The following is a 17,511-nucleotide window of genomic DNA, read 5'->3' as shown; positions in this document are numbered from 1 at the left end:
GAGGGCTCCATGGTCGAACAAATTGAACTCAATCGGCTCTTTTGGCATAGCCGCCGCGGCATGCTCGAGCTGGACGTGCTGCTGGTGCCTTTCAGCCAGGACGTCTACCCAACCTTGAGTCAGGAAGATCGTGAGCTGTACTGGCGCCTGCTGGGCTGCGAAGACCAGGACATGTTCGGCTGGTTCATGGAGCGCAGCGAATCCGAAGATCCGGAGCTGCAGCGTATGGTTCGCATCATTCTGGACCGTGTCCAGCCCAAGTGAGCGGTTCGAGTGCCGCTGGCAGGGCTCGAAAAGCCTGCTGGTGGCCTATTCGGTCAGCTTGCTGCTGGCCTTGCTGGCGCTGAGCCTGCTGCATGCGGGCTGGATGATTCCCCGGCGCATCCTGCTCAGCCATCCCCGGGCTGTCAGCGGTTTGCGTCGTGATCGTGAAGGCTGGCAACTGTTCAGCCATGCCCAGGGTTGGCAGCCGGTGCAACTGCGCCCGGACAGCCTGGCCTTGCCGGGCCTGATCGTGCTGCGTTACCGCCGGCCGGGGCGCTACTGGAGTGAAGGTTTGTGTATCGCCCATGACGCGCTGGAACCGGTGCAGCACCGGCGCCTGCGCGTGCGCCTGAAGTTCAGTCGGCGTAGGTGGGTGGCTGCAGAATAGTGTCGTGGGCTTCGGCAAGCATGCCCGGGTAGTCCAGGGTGTAGTGCAGGCCCCGGCTTTCCTTGCGCTGCATGGCGCAGCGGATCATCAACTCGGCCACCTGGGCCAGGTTGCGCAGTTCGATCAGGTCGCGGCTGACCTTGTAGTTGCTGTAGAACTCGTCGATTTCGTCGAGCAGCAAGCGCACCCGGTGTTCGGCGCGTTGCAGGCGCTTGCTGGTGCGCACGATGCCCACGTAGTCCCACATGAATCGCCGCAGTTCGTCCCAGTTGTGCGCGATGATCACGTCTTCGTCCGAATCGGTAACCTGGCTGGCATCCCAGCAGGGCAGGGCGCGCGGCATTTGCACCTGGTCCAGCTGCGTTTCGATGTCGGTGGCGGCGGCGCGGCCATAGACGAAGCATTCGAGCAGCGAGTTGCTGGCCATGCGGTTGGCGCCATGCAGGCCGGTGAAGCTGGTTTCGCCAATCGCGTAGAGGCCGGGCACATCAGTGTGACCGCTGTCATCGACCATGACGCCACCACAGGTGTAGTGAGCGGCAGGCACCACCGGGATCGGCTGGCGGGTGATGTCGATGCCGAACGTCAGGCAGCGTTCATACATGGTGGGGAAGTGGGTCTTGATGAAATCTTCGGATTTGTGGCTGATGTCCAGGTACACGCAGTCCACGCCCAGGCGTTTCATCTCGTGGTCGATGGCGCGGGCGACGATATCGCGCGGCGCCAGCTCTTCGCGCGGGTCAAAGCGGGGCATGAAGCGCTCGCCGTTGGGCAGCCGCAGCAATGCCCCTTCACCGCGCAGCGCTTCGGTAATCAGGAAACTCTTGGCTTGCGGGTGGTACAGGCAGGTGGGGTGGAACTGGTTGAACTCAAGGTTGGCCACCCTGCAGCCGGCGCGCCAGGCCATGGCAATACCGTCGCCGCAGGCACCGTCGGGGTTGCTGGTGTACAGGTAGACCTTGGCGGCGCCGCCAGTGGCGAGCACGGTGAAGCGTGCGCCATAAGTGTCGACTTCGCCGGTATTGCGGTTGAGCACGTAGGCGCCCAGGCAGCGGTCGCCATCCAGGCCCAGGCGTCGCTCGGTAATCAGGTCAACGGCAACTCGCTGTTCCAGTAGCTCGATGTTCGGGCGTTGGCGGGCCTGGGCGAGCAGCGTGGTGAAAATCGCTGCGCCTGTGGCATCGGCAGCATGGATGATGCGCCGGTGGCTGTGGCCGCCTTCGCGGGTCAGGTGGAACTCGAAACCGCCGTCATCGACACTGGCGTGTTCGTCGCGGGTAAAGGGTACGCCCTGGTCGATCAGCCACTGGATCGACTCACGGCTGTGCTCGACGGTGAAGCGCACGGCGTCTTCATGGCACAGGCCGCCACCGGCGTTGAGGGTGTCCTCGACGTGGGACTGCACCGTGTCGGTGTCATCCAGTACTGCGGCGACCCCGCCCTGGGCCCAGTAGGTCGAACCGTTGGCGAGGTCTCCCTTGCTGAGCACGGCAATGCGCAGGTGGCCGGGGAGGTTCAGCGCCAGGCTCAGACCGGCGGCGCCGCTGCCGATCACGAGGACATCATGTTGGAGTTGTTGGCTCATGTCAGGACACTAGTATCTGAAGGGGGGGATCGGCACAATAGTCAGGCGCTTATGGCATTGTGAAACTATCGTGAATCTGGACCGGTTGCCTTTATAGCAGCCCCAAGGCCTTGATTTCCAATGGCACATGCAGGGTCCTGGTGCTTGCTGTGGGAACTTTCCATGCTGTGTGGATATCCATAGAAGGTTGCCTGCACACCACAATGCCGCAGCGACGCCTGGCAATAGCCCATAATAAGGGTACTGTCGGCGTATTCGAGACCCGATTATCGACGCAGCCGGCGGTGACCGCGCTGCGTTTTTCGTGCGAGCCGACCAAGGGCCGCAGGAAACTTGCTTGGAGGGGAGAACTTTTGCGAAAAGCCCGAGTCTATGGTTGCAAGCCTGAACGATGCTTCTCGCAACGCTCCTTCACGTTCACTGAGGAGTGTTCATGCTAACCCAGGAAGAGGATCAGCAGCTTGTCGAGCGCGTGCAGCGTGGCGACAGGCGAGCGTTCGATCTGTTGGTGCTGAAGTATCAGCACAAGATTCTCGGGTTGATCGTGCGTTTTGTACACGACACCCATGAAGCCCAGGATGTGGCGCAGGAAGCTTTCATCAAGGCTTACCGCGCGCTTGGTAATTTTCGCGGAGACAGTGCTTTCTACACCTGGCTGTACCGCATTGCCATCAACACGGCAAAGAACTATCTGGTGTCCCGCGGTCGGCGGCCACCGGACAGCGATGTGAGTTCCGAGGATGCGGAATTTTACGACGGCGATCATGGCCTCAAGGATCTGGAGTCCCCCGAGCGTGCGTTGTTGCGAGATGAGATCGAAGGCACCGTCCATCGGACCATTCAGCAACTGCCAGAAGATTTACGTACGGCGTTAACTTTACGTGAATTCGATGGTCTGAGTTACGAGGACATTGCGAGTGTCATGCAGTGTCCGGTGGGTACCGTGCGCTCTCGAATCTTCCGCGCTCGGGAGGCCATAGACAAAGCCCTGCAGCCGTTGTTGCAGGAAACCTGAGACAGCGGCGACAGCCAAGAGAGGAACCGCCATGAGTCGTGAAGCTTTGCAGGAATCGCTGTCCGCGGTGATGGATAACGAAGCGGACGAACTGGAATTACGTCGGGTGTTGAACGCCGTCGATGATGCCGAAACCCGTGCCACCTGGTCGCGTTATCAGGTTGCCCGTGCGGCCATGCACAAGGAACTGGTGCTGCCACAACTGGATATCGCCTCCGCCGTCTCTGCCGCGCTGGCCGACGAAGCCGCGCCGGTCAAGGTCAACCGTGGACCATGGCGCAGCCTGGGTCGTCTGGCCGTGGCTGCATCGGTGACTGTCGCTGTGCTGGCCGGTGTGCGCCTGTACAACCAGGACGATATCAGTGGTGCCCAGCTGGCTGCTCAGCAACCGGTCCAGCAAGGCGTGATTGTGCCTCAAGTTCAGGGCCCGGCCGTGCTGGCAGGCTATAGTGAGAATGCAGAACAGCCAGGCCCGATGGCCAATGGCGTGCTGCAAGGGCAATCCGGCTGGCACGACCAGCGTCTGCCCGGCTATCTGCGCCAGCATGCTCAGGAAGCAGCCCTCAAAGGTACCGAGAGCGCTCTGCCTTATGCCCGCGCGGCCAGCCTGGAAAACCGTTAAGTAAGGAGGATCATGCGCGCGCTACCTCTCATTCCGCTGTTGCTGGGTGGCTGGCTGACACTGCCGGCCCATGCGGCCAACTCCTCACCGGAGGCGGGCGACTGGCTCAAGAAGCTGGCTCAGGCCGAGCAGCAGCAGAGTTATCAGGGTACTTTCGTTTACGAGCGTAACGGCAGCTTCTCCACCCACGATATCTGGCATCGCGTCCAGGACGGCAAGGTCAGCGAGCGGCTTCTGCAGCTCGATGGTTCGGCCCAGGAAGTCGTGCGTGTCGACGGGCATACCCAGTGCGTAAGCGGGGCCTTGGTGTCCGGTGTGAGCAACACGCCGGAGTCCACAGCGCGAGTGCTTGATCCTCTGAAGTTGATGAGCTGGTACGACCTTGGGGTCGCCGGCAAATCCCGGGTGGCGGACCGTGCCGCGGTCATCGTTACCCTGACCCCGCGTGATCAGCATCGTTATGCCTTTGAACTGCACCTGGATCGCGAGACCGGCTTGCCGTTGAAGTCGTTGATGCTCGATGACAAGGGGCGGTTGCTCGAACGCTTCCAGTTCACTCGCCTGGATACCAGAGATGCGCCGATTGACGACGATCTGCAGGCTGGCGAGCAGTGCAAGCCGGTAACCGAAGTCACTGCCCGGGCTGCACAGCCAGTCACCGGCTGGCGTTCGGACTGGTTGCCGCCAGGTTTTGAGCTGGTCGACAGCTCGATTGGCAAAGACCCGCAGGGCAAGAATACGGTCAACCGGCTGATGTTCGATGACGGCCTGGCGCGTTTTTCGGTTTTCGTTGAAGCCTTGAACGGTGGCTCGGCGGCGGATATCCGCACGCAACTGGGGCCTACTGTGGCGGTCTCGCGACGCTTGACCACGCCCAAGGGCGAAATGATGGTCACCGTGGTTGGCGAAATTCCGATTGGCACCGCTGAACGGATTGCCTTGTCGATGCGGTCTCAGGATGCCCAGGCGCAAAAATGAACAGCAGGCACAGTGCTGAACGGTCGAGGATGACTTGACTGACATGATTGGCAAGCTTTGCAGTTTGCAAAAATCCCAGAATTTTTCTATAGGTCAGTCCTTTCGGGGTCTGGCCTTTCCTGCTTCTGCAGGGCCCTACTGCTAACCACGCTCGATGTGACGGGAGCCGTATGTCAATACCACGCTTGAAAACCTACCTATCGTTGTTCGCCGCCGTGCTCATGCTCGGGCAGGTGGCCACCGCTGCCCAGGCCGAAGCCCTGCCGGATTTCACCACGCTGGTCGAGCAGGCCTCGCCTGCGGTGGTGAACATCAGTACCAAGCAGAAGCTGCCGGATCGCCGCTATGCGACCGGTCAGATGCCTGATCTCGAAGGCCTGCCACCGATGTTCCGCGAGTTCTTCGAGCGCAACATGCCGCAGCAGCCGCGCTCGCCGCGTGGTGACCGCCAGCGTGAAGCGCAGTCGCTGGGTTCGGGCTTCATCATTTCCAGCGACGGTTATGTGCTGACCAACAACCATGTGGTCGCTGACGCCGACGAAATCATCGTCCGCCTGTCCGATCGCAGCGAGCTGCAGGCCAAGCTGGTCGGCACCGACCCACGCACCGACGTGGCACTGCTCAAGGTCGACGGCAAGAACTTGCCGACCGTCAAACTGGGCGACTCTGAAAAGCTCAAGGTCGGTGAGTGGGTGCTGGCTATCGGTTCGCCATTCGGTTTCGACCATTCGGTGACCAAAGGTATCGTCAGCGCCAAGGGGCGTACCCTGCCGAACGATACCTACGTGCCGTTCATCCAGACCGACGTGGCAATCAACCCGGGTAACTCCGGTGGCCCGCTGTTCAACATGAATGGTGAGGTAGTGGGGATCAACTCGCAGATCTTCACCCGCTCTGGCGGCTTCATGGGCCTGTCGTTCGCGATTCCGATCGATGTGGCACTGGATGTCTCCAATCAACTGAAGAAAGACGGCAAGGTCAGCCGCGGCTGGCTGGGCGTGGTGATTCAGGAGGTCAACAAAGACCTGGCAGAATCCTTCGGTCTGGACAAGCCGGCCGGCGCCCTGGTGGCCCAGGTCCTGGAAGACGGGCCGGCAGCCAAGGGCGGCCTGCAGGTGGGTGATGTGATCCTGAGCATGAATGGTCAGCCTATCGTCATGTCCGCCGACCTGCCGCACCTGGTAGGTAGCCTGAAAGACGGTGCTACCGCCAAGCTGGACATCATTCGCAACGGCAAGCGCCAGAGTCTGGATGTCACCGTCGGTGCGCTGCCTGACGACGATGCTGAAATCGTCGCCAATGCCAGCGGCGGCGAGCGCAGCAGCAATCGCCTCGGTGTTTCGGTGGCCGATCTGAGCGCTGAACAGAAGAAGACTCTGGAGCTCAAGGGCGGTGTGGTCATCAAGGAAGTCCAGGACGGCCCGGCTGCCCTGATCGGTCTGCGCCCGGGTGACGTCATCAGCCACCTGAACAACCAGGCGATCCTTTCGGCCAAGCAGTTCACTGAAATTGCCAAAGAACTGCCGAAGAACCGTTCGGTGTCGATGCGCGTGCTGCGTCAGGGGCGCGCCAGCTTCATCACCTTCAAGCTGGCTGAGTAAGCCGGGTTGAACACAAGAGGGCGGCCTGGGTCGCCCTTTTTTGTGTCTGTTCGCGGGGCAAGCCCGCTCTCACAGGGGTGTCATTGAGCCGGTGGGAGCGGGCTTGCCCCGCGAATAGGCGATATGGAATCTCCCATAACCTTTCAGCTTCAGGTACAATTCCCGGCTATTTTTCGGTGGGCGTCCGGCCCGCAGCCTTTTTGAGTGTTGACCCGTGAGTGATTTGAGTCATATCCGCAATTTCTCCATCATCGCCCACATTGACCATGGCAAGTCGACTCTGGCGGACCGTTTCATCCAGATGTGCGGTGGCCTGACTGCGCGTGAGATGGAGGCCCAGGTACTCGATTCCATGGACCTGGAGCGTGAGCGCGGTATCACCATCAAGGCCCACAGCGTCACCCTGCATTACAAGGCGCAGGACGGCAAAACCTACCAGCTGAACTTCATTGACACCCCCGGCCACGTTGACTTCACCTATGAAGTCAGCCGTTCCCTGGCGGCGTGCGAGGGTGCGTTGCTGGTGGTCGATGCCGGCCAGGGCGTCGAGGCCCAGTCGGTCGCCAACTGCTACACCGCCATCGAGCAGGGCCTTGAGGTCATGCCGGTGCTGAACAAGATGGACCTGCCCCAGGCCGACCCGGACAAGGTCAAGGACGAGATCGAGAAGATCATCGGCATCGATGCCACCGACGCCGTGGCCTGCAGCGCCAAGAGCGGCATGGGCGTGGACGAAGTGCTCGAGCGTCTGGTGCACACCATCCCGGCGCCGACCGGTGACATTGAAGCGCCTCTGCAGGCGCTGATCATCGACTCCTGGTTCGACAACTACCTGGGCGTTGTCTCCCTGGTGCGCGTGCGTCATGGCCGCGTGAAGAAGGGCGACAAGATCCTGGTCAAGTCCACCGGTAAAGTACATCTGGTCGACAGCGTCGGTGTATTCACCCCGAAACACACCCAGACTGCTGACCTCAAAGCCGGTGAAGTAGGCTTCATCATCGCCAGCATCAAGGACATTCATGGTGCTCCAGTGGGCGATACCCTGACCCTGAGCAGCACCCCTGAAGTCGATGTGCTGCCAGGTTTCAAGCGTATCCAGCCACAGGTTTATGCCGGTCTGTTCCCTGTCAGTTCCGATGATTTCGAAGATTTTCGTGATGCATTGCAGAAACTGACCCTGAACGACTCGTCGCTGCAGTACCTGCCGGAAAGCTCTGACGCACTGGGCTTCGGCTTCCGTTGCGGCTTCCTCGGCATGCTGCACATGGAAATCATCCAGGAGCGCCTGGAGCGCGAATACGACCTGGACCTGATCACCACGGCGCCAAGTGTAATCTTCGAGGTCAAGCTCAAGACCGGTGAGACCATCTACGTCGACAACCCGTCGAAGCTGCCGGATGTGTCCTCGGTAGAGGACTTCCGCGAGCCGATCGTCGCTGCGACCATCCTTGTGCCTCAAGAGCACCTGGGCAACGTCATTACCCTGTGCATCGAGAAGCGTGGCGTACAGCGTGACATGCAGTTCCTCGGTTCGCAGGTGCAAGTGCGCTACGACTTGCCGATGAACGAAGTGGTACTGGACTTCTTCGACCGCCTGAAGTCGACCAGCCGCGGCTATGCTTCGCTGGACTACCATTTCGATCGTTACCAGTCGGCCAACCTGGTCAAGCTCGATGTGCTGATCAACGGTGACAAGGTCGACGCCCTGGCGCTGATCGTGCACCGCGATAACGCGCACTATAAGGGCCGCGCGTTGACTGAGAAGATGAAGGAACTGATTCCTCGGCAGATGTTCGACGTGGCAATCCAGGCCGCCATTGGCGGGCAGATTGTGGCGCGAACCACTGTCAAGGCGCTCAGAAAGAACGTACTGGCCAAATGCTACGGTGGTGACGTAAGCCGTAAGCGCAAGCTGTTGGAGAAGCAGAAGGCCGGTAAGAAACGCATGAAACAGGTCGGCAACGTGGAAATTCCACAAGAAGCCTTCCTCGCCGTGCTCAGGTTGGAATAATTAGGTCCTATGTCGCTAAATTTCCCGCTTTTGCTAGTCATCGCCGTTGCCGTCTGCGGTCTGTTGGCCCTGGTCGATCTGCTGTTCCTGGCGCCACGCCGGCGTGCGGCGATCGCCAACTATCAGGGCAGCGTCAGCCAGCCCGAAATGGCCGTGGTCGAACAGTTGAACAAGGAGCCGTTGCTGGTTGAGTACGGCAAGTCGTTCTTCCCGGTACTGTTCATTGTCCTGGTGTTGCGTTCGTTCCTGGTCGAGCCTTTCCAGATCCCTTCGGGATCGATGAAGCCGACCCTGGAAGTGGGCGATTTCATCCTGGTGAACAAGTTCTCCTACGGCATTCGCCTGCCGGTGGTCGACAAAAAGGTCATCGAAGTCGGTGATCCGCAGCGCGGCGACGTGATGGTGTTCCGCTATCCGAGCGACCCGAACGTCAACTACATCAAGCGTGTAGTTGGCTTGCCGGGCGACCAGATTGCCTACACCAGCGACAAGAAGCTGTTCGTCAACGGCAAGCCGATTGCCGAGCAGCTGGTGGGTACCGAACCGGGCACTTTGGGCAGCGCTGAGCTGTACAAGGAAAAACTGGGCGAGGCCGAACACCTGATCCGCAAGGAAATGAGCCGTTATCGCATGCCGCCTGACCAGCAATGGACAGTCCCGGCCGGCCATTACTTCATGATGGGCGACAACCGCGACAACTCCAACGACAGCCGTTACTGGGATGACCCCACTATTCCCAAGGCGCTGCATGGCATGGTCCCGGACCAGAACATCGTCGGCAAGGCCTTCGCGGTCTGGATGAGCTGGCCAGAGCCCAAGCTCAGCCACTTCCCGAACCTGTCGCGGGTCGGTCTGATCCAGTAACACCACAACGGCGCTGTCCTGGGACAGCGCCGAATGCATTTCTGGCATAGGCTGTGTTCAGAGGGATCTGCGGATCCACCTGTGCCGCCGATGCCGATGGGCGTGAGCCAAATAGTCTTTCAGGATGTTGATTTGAACAAAGCGTTGAATATCGACCACGAACTGCGCGTGGGTACACTGTGAGCGTTTCTTTGAGCCGCCTCGAGCGCCAGCTCGGATACACCTTCAAGAACCAGGAGCTGATGCTGCTGGCCCTGACGCACCGCAGTTTTGCCGGGCGCAACAACGAACGCCTCGAGTTTCTCGGCGATGCGATCCTTAACTTCGTCGCTGGCGAAGCGCTGTTCGAGCGCTTTCCCCAGGCCCGCGAAGGCCAGCTGTCGCGCTTGCGCGCACGGCTGGTCAAGGGCGAGACCCTGGCCGTGCTGGCCCGTGGTTTCGACCTCGGTGAATACCTGCGCCTGGGCTCCGGTGAGCTGAAAAGCGGTGGTTTTCGCCGCGAATCGATCCTGGCTGACGCCCTTGAGGCGTTGATCGGTGCAATCTACCTCGACTCGGACATGCAGACCGCCCGCGAACGCGTGCTGGCCTGGCTGACTGGCGAGTTCGAAAGCCTGACCCTGGTCGATACCAACAAAGACCCGAAAACCCGTCTGCAAGAGTTTTTGCAGTCGCGGGCCTGCGAGCTGCCGCGTTACGAAGTGGTGGATATTCAAGGTGAACCCCATTGCCGGACGTTTTTCGTCGAATGCGAAGTGACCCTTTTGACTGAAAAAAGCCGAGGGCAGGGCGTCAGCCGGCGTATTGCCGAGCAAGTCGCGGCCGCCGCAGCACTGATCGCCCTGGGCGTGGAGAATGGCAATGACTGATACGAACACCACCCGTTGCGGCTATGTCGCCATTGTCGGCCGCCCGAACGTCGGCAAATCGACCCTGCTCAACCACATTCTCGGCCAGAAGCTGGCGATCACCTCGCGCAAGCCGCAGACCACCCGGCACAACATGCTGGGAATCAAGACCGAGGGTGATATCCAGGCGATCTACGTCGATACCCCGGGTATGCACAAGAGCAACGAAAAGGCGCTCAACCGCTACATGAACAAGACCGCCTCGGCCGCCCTCAAGGACGTCGACGTGGTGATCTTCGTGGTCGACCGTACCAAGTGGACCGACGAAGACCAGCTGGTGCTGGAGCGCGTGCAGTACGTGCAGGGCCCGGTGATCCTGGCGATCAACAAGACCGACCGGATCGAAGAGAAAGCCGAGCTGATCCCGCACCTGCAGTGGCTGCAGGAGCAACTGCCGAACGCCGAGATCGTGCCGATCTCCGCGCAGCAGGGGCACAACCTCGAAGCGCTGGAAGGCCTGATCGCCAAGCACCTGCCGGAAAACGATCACTTCTTCCCGGAAGACCAGATCACCGACCGCAGCAGCCGCTTCCTGGCCGCTGAGCTGGTACGCGAAAAGATCATGCGTCAGCTCGGTGCAGAGCTGCCATACCAGATCACCGTGGAAATCGAAGAGTTCAAGCAGCAGGGCAAGATCCTGCACATCCATGCGCTGATCCTGGTCGAGCGTGACGGCCAGAAGAAGATCATCATTGGCGACAAGGGTGAGCGCATCAAGCGTATCGGCTCCGAGGCGCGCAAGGACATGGAAGTGCTGTTCGACGCCAAGGTCATGCTCAATCTCTGGGTCAAGGTCAAAGGCGGCTGGTCCGACGACGAACGCGCCCTGCGATCGCTGGGCTACGGCGACCTCTGATCGCATCAGGCCCGGCAGCGTCCGCTGTCGGGTCGAACCTTTTCTGAAGCGCTGCTCATGGAACTGCCAGTTGGCCAACCGGCCTACGTGCTGCACAGCCGGGCCTACCGTGAAACCAGTGCGCTGGTGGACTTCCTCACCCCGCAAGGGCGCCTGCGCGCGGTGCTGCGCCGTGCGCGTGGCAAGGGCGGCAGCCAGGCCCGGCCTTTCGTTCCCCTTGAAGTCGAGTTTCGTGGCCGTGGCGAGCTGAAGACCGTCGGCCGCCTGGACAGCGTCGGCGTGGCCGCCTGGCTCAATGGCGATGCGTTGTTCAGTGGCCTGTACCTCAATGAACTGCTGATTCGCCTGTTGCCCGCCGAGGATCCGCATCCGGTGGTGTTCGAGCACTACGCGGCAACTCTGCAGGCGTTGGCTGCCGGGCGGCCGCTGGAACCGCTGCTGCGGGCCTTCGAGTGGCGCTTGCTGGATGAACTGGGCTACGGCTTTGCCCTCGATCAGGACATCAATGGCGAGCCTCTGGTCGTCGATGGCCTGTACCGTCTGCAGGTGGACGCCGGGCTTGAACGGGTCTACCTGCTGCAGCCCGGTTTGTTCCGTGGTGACGAGCTGGCGGCCATGGCCGAAGCCGACTGGAATGTCCCCGGTGCCTTGAGTGCGGCCAAGCGCCTGATGCGCCAGGCGCTGGCCGTGCACCTGGGTGGACGGCCACTGGTCAGTCGGGAACTGTTTCGCAAGCGCTGAGCACGTCGTATGCTGTCAGGCTCAATCTTCAGGAGAGCCTCTTCGTGACTCAAAGCAACCGCATGCTCCTCGGCGTGAACATCGACCACGTGGCGACCCTGCGCCAGGCGCGTGGCACGCGCTACCCCGACCCGGTCAAGGCCGCGCTGGACGCCGAAGAGGCGGGCGCCGACGGCATCACTGTGCACCTGCGCGAAGATCGCCGGCATATCCAGGAGCGCGACGTGCTGGTGCTCAAGGACGTGCTGCAGACGCGCATGAACTTCGAAATGGGTGTGACCGAAGAAATGATGGCCTTCGCCGAGCGTATCCGCCCGGCGCACATCTGCCTGGTCCCGGAAACTCGCCAGGAACTGACCACCGAAGGTGGCCTGGATGTGGCCGGTCAGGAAGCGCGGATCAAGGCTGCGGTCGAACGCCTGTCGCGCATGGGGTCGGAAGTGTCGCTGTTCATCGATGCCGATGAGCGTCAGATCGAAGCCTCGCGTCGTGTGGGTGCACCGGCGATCGAGCTGCACACCGGCCGCTATGCTGATGCCGAAACCCCGACTGAGGTGGCTGAAGAACTCAAGCGCGTTGCCGACGGCGTGGCCTTTGGTTTGGCCCAGGGGCTGATCGTCAACGCCGGTCATGGCCTGCATTACCACAACGTTGAAGCGGTTGCGGCGATCAAGGGCATCAACGAGCTGAATATTGGTCATGCGCTGGTGGCACATGCACTGTTCGTTGGCTTCAAGTCGGCGGTGGCGGAGATGAAGGCGTTGATCATGGCGGCTAGCCGTCATTAAAAACATCGCGGGGCAAGCCCGCTCCCACCAGGAGTGTGATGACCGGTGGGAGCGGGCTTGCCCCGCGATGCAGTCTACGAACCCTGGAAAACCAGACTGAACCGAGTCAACCCATTCACCTCACTGCTCACCTCAACCCGCCCGCCATGCACTTGCATGATCGATTTCACAATCGCCAACCCCAATCCGGTCCCCCCCTCCAGCCGCGATCGTCCTGATCCCGCCCGGTAAAAGCGTTCGAACAGATGCGGCAGATGGGCCTGCTCAATACCCGGCCCCTGGTTCTCCACTGACAGGCGGACTTCATCCCCACAGCGCTCTACCGCAATATCGATCGGCAGCCCCTCAGGGCTATGGCGAATGGCATTGCTCAACAGATTCGACAACGCCCGTTGCACCATCAACCGATCAGCCATGATCGAGCCCCAGCCGTGCAGGCGCAGGCTGATGTCTTTCTGCTCGCTGCTGAACTCGAACAGCTCACTGACGCGCTTGGCTTCATCGGCCAGGTTTACCGGTTTGAGCGGCAACTGGGCGTGAGGCTGACTGACCTGGGCGAGAAACAGCATGTCATTGATGATCCGGTTGAGCCGGGTCAGCTCTTCGATACTGGCTTCCAGCACTTCCTTGTATTGCTCGACGGGACGCTCCCGGCTCAGGGTCACCTGGGCCTTGCCCATCAGGTTGCCGATCGGCGTGCGCAGCTCATGGGCGAGGTCGTCAGAGAACTGCGAGAGTTGCTGCACGCCGCCATCGAGCCGGTCGAGCATGACATTCATGGCATGGGCCAGTTCCTTCAGCTCCAGGGGCAAGTCATCCAGTGGCAGGCGCAAGGCCAGTTGCTGGGCAGAAACCTGCCCGGCGATCTGGCTGAACCTGCGCAGTGGCGTCAGGCCGCGTTGTACCAGCTTCCAGGCGCCAAAACCGATCAACAGCACCAGCAAAGGCAGAGCCAGCAACGTTGAGCGCAGGTAGGCCTGCAACAGGCTGTGGTCGTCGGCAAGGTTGACCGTGAGCAACACGCGAACATCGGTGCCGTCCTGCAAACGCATCAGCCGCGAGGCGGTCAGCAGGTGATTGTCATCGCTGTCGCGCCATTGCTGAAAGGCCAGCTCGGGGCTACCGGGAATCTGCAGCAGGGCCTCGGCTTCGAGTCCCGGCCCGAGGGTCAACAGGGCTGAATGTCGGCCGGTCAGGGCGATCACGCTCAGGCTCAGGTTGTCATGGCCCATCACCACATCCAGAAGCGGGTGCGCCGACGTTTGCAGGTCACCGGACTTGAGGTCGATGTTCAGGCCGTGTTCGATCTGCGCCATTTTCGCCGTCAGGCTTTTGCGCGCCCGACTGTCCAGTTCGTGGTCCAGGGCAAGTACCGCCAGGCAGGCCATGAGCAAGACCAGCGCAGCCCCCATCAGGCTGACACTCAGGCCCAGACGCAGGGAAAGCCGCGCCGGTTTCATTCGCGTGCCTCAAGCACGTAGCCGACGCCGCGCAGGGTGTGGATCAGTTTGTTGTCGAAGGGGTCATCGATCTTGGCGCGCAAGCGGCGGATCGAGACTTCAACCACGTTGGTGTCGCAATCGAAGTTCATGTCCCACACCAGCGAAATGATCTGGGTGCGCGACAACACTTCGCCGCTCTGGCGCATCAGCAGGTGCAGCAGGGCGAACTCCTTGGCCGTCAGGTCGATACGCTGGCCGCCGCGGTAAGCACGGTGCCGACCTGGGTCCAGCTCCAGGTCGGCGACTTTCAGGGTATTCGGTTGCAGGGCCTGGTCGTTACGCCGCAACAGGCTGCGGATACGCGCCAGCAATTCAGGAAACTCGAAGGGCTTGAGCATGTAGTCGTCGGCGCCCAGATCGAGGCCTTTGACCCGGTCCGAGAGCCGGCCGTGGGCGGTGAGCATCATGATCCGCGTGCTGGAGTCGGCGCGCAGGCGCTGCAGCACGGTCCAGCCATCGAGCTCGGGCAGGTTGACGTCGAGAATGATCAGGTCGTAGGCCTGCTGGCGGGCCAGGTGCAGGCCGTCGGCGCCGCTGTGGGCACAATCGACGATGTAGCCGTTTTCGCTCAGACCCTGTTGCAGGTAATCGGCGGTGCGAAGCTCGTCCTCGATAATCAGTAAGCGCATGAAATGACTCGGTGGTGTGAAAGGCGGTGATTCTCAACCCTGAAGTAACTGGAAGGTCAAGGGCTGAAGGGCATCAAGCGGCGGATACTAAGTCATCTTGTGCAGGGCATTGGCTGGATTACAGATTTGTAATTTTCGAGTCATCTTGGGGATAAACCCCGATTACTACAGTGCGGGCTCCAAAAAAGGCGCAGGAGTCCGCCATGTTTCGCACCCTGGACAGGCCCGGCACAGGCCGTGGCCGCATTCTGCTGACGCTGGTATTGCTGGCCTTGCCCTCTGTGGCATTGGCCCAAGGCCCTGTGCTGACCCTCGACAATGCCCTGCGAACCGCCCAGGCCAACAATCCTGAGCTGGCGGTCGCACGTTGGGGCATCGATATCGCCGAAGGTGAACGACGCCAGGCGGGAGTGCTGCCCAACCCCGAGCTGAGCTGGGAGGTCGAAGACACCCGCAACGGCTCGCAGACCACCACGGTCAGCGTCAGTCAGATGTTCGAGCTGGGCGGCAAGCGCGGTGCGCGGCTGGGCGTGGCCGGACGCGATTCGGAGCTGGCGGGACTGGAGCTTGAACGCCAGGGCAACGCCCTGCGTGCCGAAGTGATCGGCGCCTTCGAGGCGGCGGTGCAGGCCCAGCAAGGCCTGCAACTGGCCGAACAATCACTGCGTTTGAGCGAGCGGGCGTTGCAAGTGGTGCAGGGGCGGGTCAAGGCCGGCAGCGCCTCGCCGGTGGAGGCGACGCGGGCGCAGGTGCAACTGTCTGAAGTGCGCCTGGAGCTAGGGCGTGCCGAACAGGCGCTGACCGTTGCCTATCAGCAATTGGCGGCCGCGACCGGAGCACCCATGGCCGAGTTCAGCCGGGTCGAAAGCGTTGGCAAGCAGGAGCCCGACGTGCCGAGCCGCACCCAGCTGCTTGAACGCCTGGAGCAAACGCCGGACATGCGTCTGGCGCGCACGCAGATCGATCAGACAGATGCCGCCCTGAACCTTGCGCGCAGGCAACGGATTCCCGACCTGACCGTGAGTGTCGGTAGCCAGTACGACGAAGCCGAGCGCGAGCGCGTCAATGTGGTCGGGCTGTCGTTGCCGATACCGCTGTTCGACCGCAATCAGGGCAACATCCTCGCCGCCGCCCGCCGTGCCGATCAGGCCCGCGACCAGCGCAATGGCGCCGAACTGCGGCTGCGCAGTGAAGTGATCCAGGCCCTGGCCCAGTGGAGCACCGCCGCCCAGGAGGTGCAGGACTTCGACCGCTCGATCCTGCCTTCGGCGCAACAGGCGGTGGACGCCGCCACACGTGGCTTCGAGCGCGGCAAGTTCGCTTTTCTCGATGTGCTCGATGCCCAGCGCACCTTGGTTGCCGCACGCCTGCAGTACCTCCAGGCCCAGGCCCAGCGCAGTGAAGCGCGAGTGCGTCTGGAGCGCATTTTCGGCGACCTGAGCCTGGCCAGCCGCTGAGCCTGATTGACTTTCCCCGCTTTGATTGACACCGCGTTCAGCGGTGACCGCTAAGGAGACTGCATGAACAAGAAGTCCACAACGCTGCTGATCGCTGCCTTGTTGCTGGGCCTGGGGCTGGGCGTGCTGCTGACGCGTCAGACCGGTCCGCAGCCGCAGGCGGCAGCGCCAGCGTCCAGCCACGATCATGCTGAAGGTGATCACGATGAGGAAGAGAAAGGCGAGCACGGGCATGCCGAATCTGAATCGGGGCACACGGAAGAAGAGGGTGCGATCACCCTGAGCCAGGAGCAGATCACACTGGCCGGGATCGAACTGGCCGCTGCCGCACCACGCCAGTTGCAACGCAGCCTGTCGCTGCCGGGTGAGATCCGCTTCGATGAAGACCGCACCGCGCATATGGTGCCGAGAGCGGCCGGGGTGGTCGAGTCGGTCGCGGTGGTACTCGGTCAGCAGGTCAAGGCCGGTGACTTGCTGGCGGTGATCGCCAGCCCGCAGATCTCCGAACAGCGCAGCGAACTGGCGGCGAGTCAGCGGCGTCTGGAGCTGGCGCGCAGCACCTATCAGCGCGAAAAGGACCTGTGGCAGGAAGGTATTTCCGCCGAGCAGGACTACCTGCAAGCCCGTCAGGCCCTGCAGGAGGCCGAGATTGCCCAGGCCAACGCCCGGCAGAAAATCAGCGCCCTGAGCGGCACCACGGTGCTGGCCGGCGGCAATCGTTACGAACTGCGCGCGCCGTTTGCCGGGCAGATCGTCGAGAAGCATCTGGTGCCGGGTGAGGTGGTCAATGAGACCAGTGCCGCCTTCACCTTGTCCGACCTCTCGCGGGTGTGGGCGACCTTTGGTGTGGCACCGCGAGACCTGGGCAAGGTCCGCGCCGGTATGGCGGTAAACATTGTCGCCAGCGAGCTGGGCGAGCAGGTTGAAGGGCGCATCAGTCATGTCGGCAGCCTGCTCGGTGAGCAGACCCGCACCGCCAGCGTTCGTGTCACCCTCGACAACCCGCGTGGCGCCTGGCGTCCGGGCTTGTTCGTGGCCGTGCAGGTGCCGGGCGAGACCATCGCCGCCAGCCTTGCCGTACCCGATCAGGCGATCCAGAGCCTCGAAGAAAAGCCCACCGTGTTCGTACGTACCACCGAGGGCTTCGTCGCCCAGGCGGTGGAGCTGGGCGCCAGTGCCAATGGCTATGTCGAAATCCGCAAGGGCCTGCAAGCCGGTCAGCAGGTGGCGGCGTTGGGCAGCTTCGTTCTCAAGTCGGAGCTGGGCAAGGCCAGCGCCGAGCACGCCCACTGACCCGCGCGA

Annotated in this window: 17 protein-coding genes; 14 read left to right on the top strand and 3 right to left on the bottom strand. The window is 61.8% G+C overall.

All coding sequences use genetic code 11. The annotated features are described in order from the left end of the window. Window positions 1-9: 9 nt before the first annotated feature. Complete coding sequence (locus AC07OF_RS06395) at window positions 10-264, top strand: FAD assembly factor SdhE (protein ID WP_157191351.1); 255 nt, start codon at window positions 10-12, stop codon at window positions 262-264. Continuing rightward, the gene (locus AC07OF_RS06390; protein WP_495072675.1) at window positions 248-652 is read left to right on the top strand and encodes a protein YgfX; all 405 of its coding nucleotides are present in this window, start codon (window positions 248-250) and stop codon (window positions 650-652) included. The genes AC07OF_RS06395 and AC07OF_RS06390 overlap by 17 nt, the downstream gene beginning before the upstream one ends. Here the strand turns inward: AC07OF_RS06390 and nadB are convergent. Further along, window positions 621-2,237, bottom strand: coding sequence for an L-aspartate oxidase (gene nadB / locus AC07OF_RS06385; protein ID WP_476446613.1), 1,617 nt, complete (start codon window positions 2,235-2,237; stop codon window positions 621-623). The genes AC07OF_RS06390 and nadB overlap by 32 nt on opposite strands. A 433-nt stretch (window positions 2,238-2,670) precedes the next feature. Here nadB and rpoE point away from each other — a divergent pair, with 433 nt between their 5' ends. The 10 genes from rpoE to pdxJ all read left to right on the top strand — a co-directional run bounded on the left by rpoE (window position 2,671) and on the right by pdxJ (window position 12,621). Then, window positions 2,671-3,252, top strand: coding sequence for an RNA polymerase sigma factor RpoE/AlgU (gene rpoE / locus AC07OF_RS06380; protein ID WP_010220971.1), 582 nt, complete (start codon window positions 2,671-2,673; stop codon window positions 3,250-3,252). A gap of 31 nt (window positions 3,253-3,283) precedes the next feature. Then, a complete protein-coding gene (locus tag AC07OF_RS06375) occupies window positions 3,284-3,874 on the top strand; it encodes a sigma-E factor negative regulatory protein (RefSeq protein WP_157191354.1) in 591 nt (196 codons plus the stop codon). A gap of 12 nt (window positions 3,875-3,886) precedes the next feature. After that, entirely contained in the window at window positions 3,887-4,852 is a 966-nt protein-coding gene (locus AC07OF_RS06370) for a MucB/RseB C-terminal domain-containing protein (protein ID WP_157191355.1), read from the top strand. 221 nt (window positions 4,853-5,073) lie between these two features. Further along, on the top strand, window positions 5,074-6,453 hold the full coding sequence (locus AC07OF_RS06365) for a DegQ family serine endoprotease (protein WP_408635419.1): 1,380 nt from the start codon (window positions 5,074-5,076) through the stop codon (window positions 6,451-6,453). A 214-nt stretch (window positions 6,454-6,667) separates the two neighbouring features. After that, window positions 6,668-8,464 carry a translation elongation factor 4 gene (gene lepA / locus AC07OF_RS06360; protein WP_038607640.1) on the top strand — a complete coding sequence of 599 codons (1,797 nt, stop codon included), beginning with the start codon at window positions 6,668-6,670 and terminating at the stop codon, window positions 8,462-8,464. 9 nt (window positions 8,465-8,473) lie between these two features. Further along, window positions 8,474-9,328 carry a signal peptidase I gene (lepB, locus tag AC07OF_RS06355; RefSeq protein ID WP_157191357.1) on the top strand — a complete coding sequence of 285 codons (855 nt, stop codon included), beginning with the start codon at window positions 8,474-8,476 and terminating at the stop codon, window positions 9,326-9,328. A 179-nt stretch (window positions 9,329-9,507) separates the two neighbouring features. After that, window positions 9,508-10,197, top strand: coding sequence for a ribonuclease III (gene rnc / locus AC07OF_RS06350; protein WP_028943430.1), 690 nt, complete (start codon window positions 9,508-9,510; stop codon window positions 10,195-10,197). Further along, the gene (gene era / locus AC07OF_RS06345) at window positions 10,190-11,092 is read left to right on the top strand and encodes a GTPase Era (RefSeq protein WP_038607646.1); all 903 of its coding nucleotides are present in this window, start codon (window positions 10,190-10,192) and stop codon (window positions 11,090-11,092) included. Before rnc ends, era begins: the two co-directional genes overlap by 8 nt. 57 nt (window positions 11,093-11,149) lie before the next feature. Then, complete coding sequence (gene recO, locus AC07OF_RS06340; RefSeq protein ID WP_157191358.1) at window positions 11,150-11,833, top strand: DNA repair protein RecO; 684 nt, start codon at window positions 11,150-11,152, stop codon at window positions 11,831-11,833. Between the two features lie 62 nt (window positions 11,834-11,895). Further along, window positions 11,896-12,621, top strand: a complete 726-nt coding sequence (gene pdxJ, locus AC07OF_RS06335; protein ID WP_232239771.1) for a pyridoxine 5'-phosphate synthase — start codon at window positions 11,896-11,898, stop codon at window positions 12,619-12,621. Between the two features lie 74 nt (window positions 12,622-12,695). Here the strand turns inward: pdxJ and AC07OF_RS06330 are convergent, their stop codons facing one another. Both AC07OF_RS06330 and AC07OF_RS06325 read right to left on the bottom strand, forming a co-directional pair. Further along, entirely contained in the window at window positions 12,696-14,081 is a 1,386-nt protein-coding gene (locus AC07OF_RS06330; RefSeq protein WP_157191360.1) for a heavy metal sensor histidine kinase, read from the bottom strand. Further along, window positions 14,078-14,752 (bottom strand): heavy metal response regulator transcription factor, encoded by a 675-nt coding sequence (locus tag AC07OF_RS06325; protein ID WP_157191361.1) that lies wholly within the window; start codon window positions 14,750-14,752, stop codon window positions 14,078-14,080. Before AC07OF_RS06325 ends, AC07OF_RS06330 begins: the two co-directional genes overlap by 4 nt. 203 nt (window positions 14,753-14,955) lie before the next feature. Between AC07OF_RS06325 and AC07OF_RS06320 the strand changes: the two genes are divergently transcribed. Then, window positions 14,956-16,209: a TolC family protein gene (locus AC07OF_RS06320; protein WP_157191362.1), complete on the top strand. Its 1,254-nt coding sequence runs from the start codon at window positions 14,956-14,958 to the stop codon at window positions 16,207-16,209. Between the two features lie 63 nt (window positions 16,210-16,272). Beyond that, the gene (locus AC07OF_RS06315; RefSeq protein ID WP_157191363.1) at window positions 16,273-17,502 is read left to right on the top strand and encodes an efflux RND transporter periplasmic adaptor subunit; all 1,230 of its coding nucleotides are present in this window, start codon (window positions 16,273-16,275) and stop codon (window positions 17,500-17,502) included. Window positions 17,503-17,511: the final 9 nt, after the last annotated feature.

The organism is Pseudomonas sp. GW821-FHT10B02, from assembly GCF_059415665.1.
Note: the sequence above shows the minus strand (reverse complement) of the source record. Positions and strands in the feature narration are given on the sequence as shown.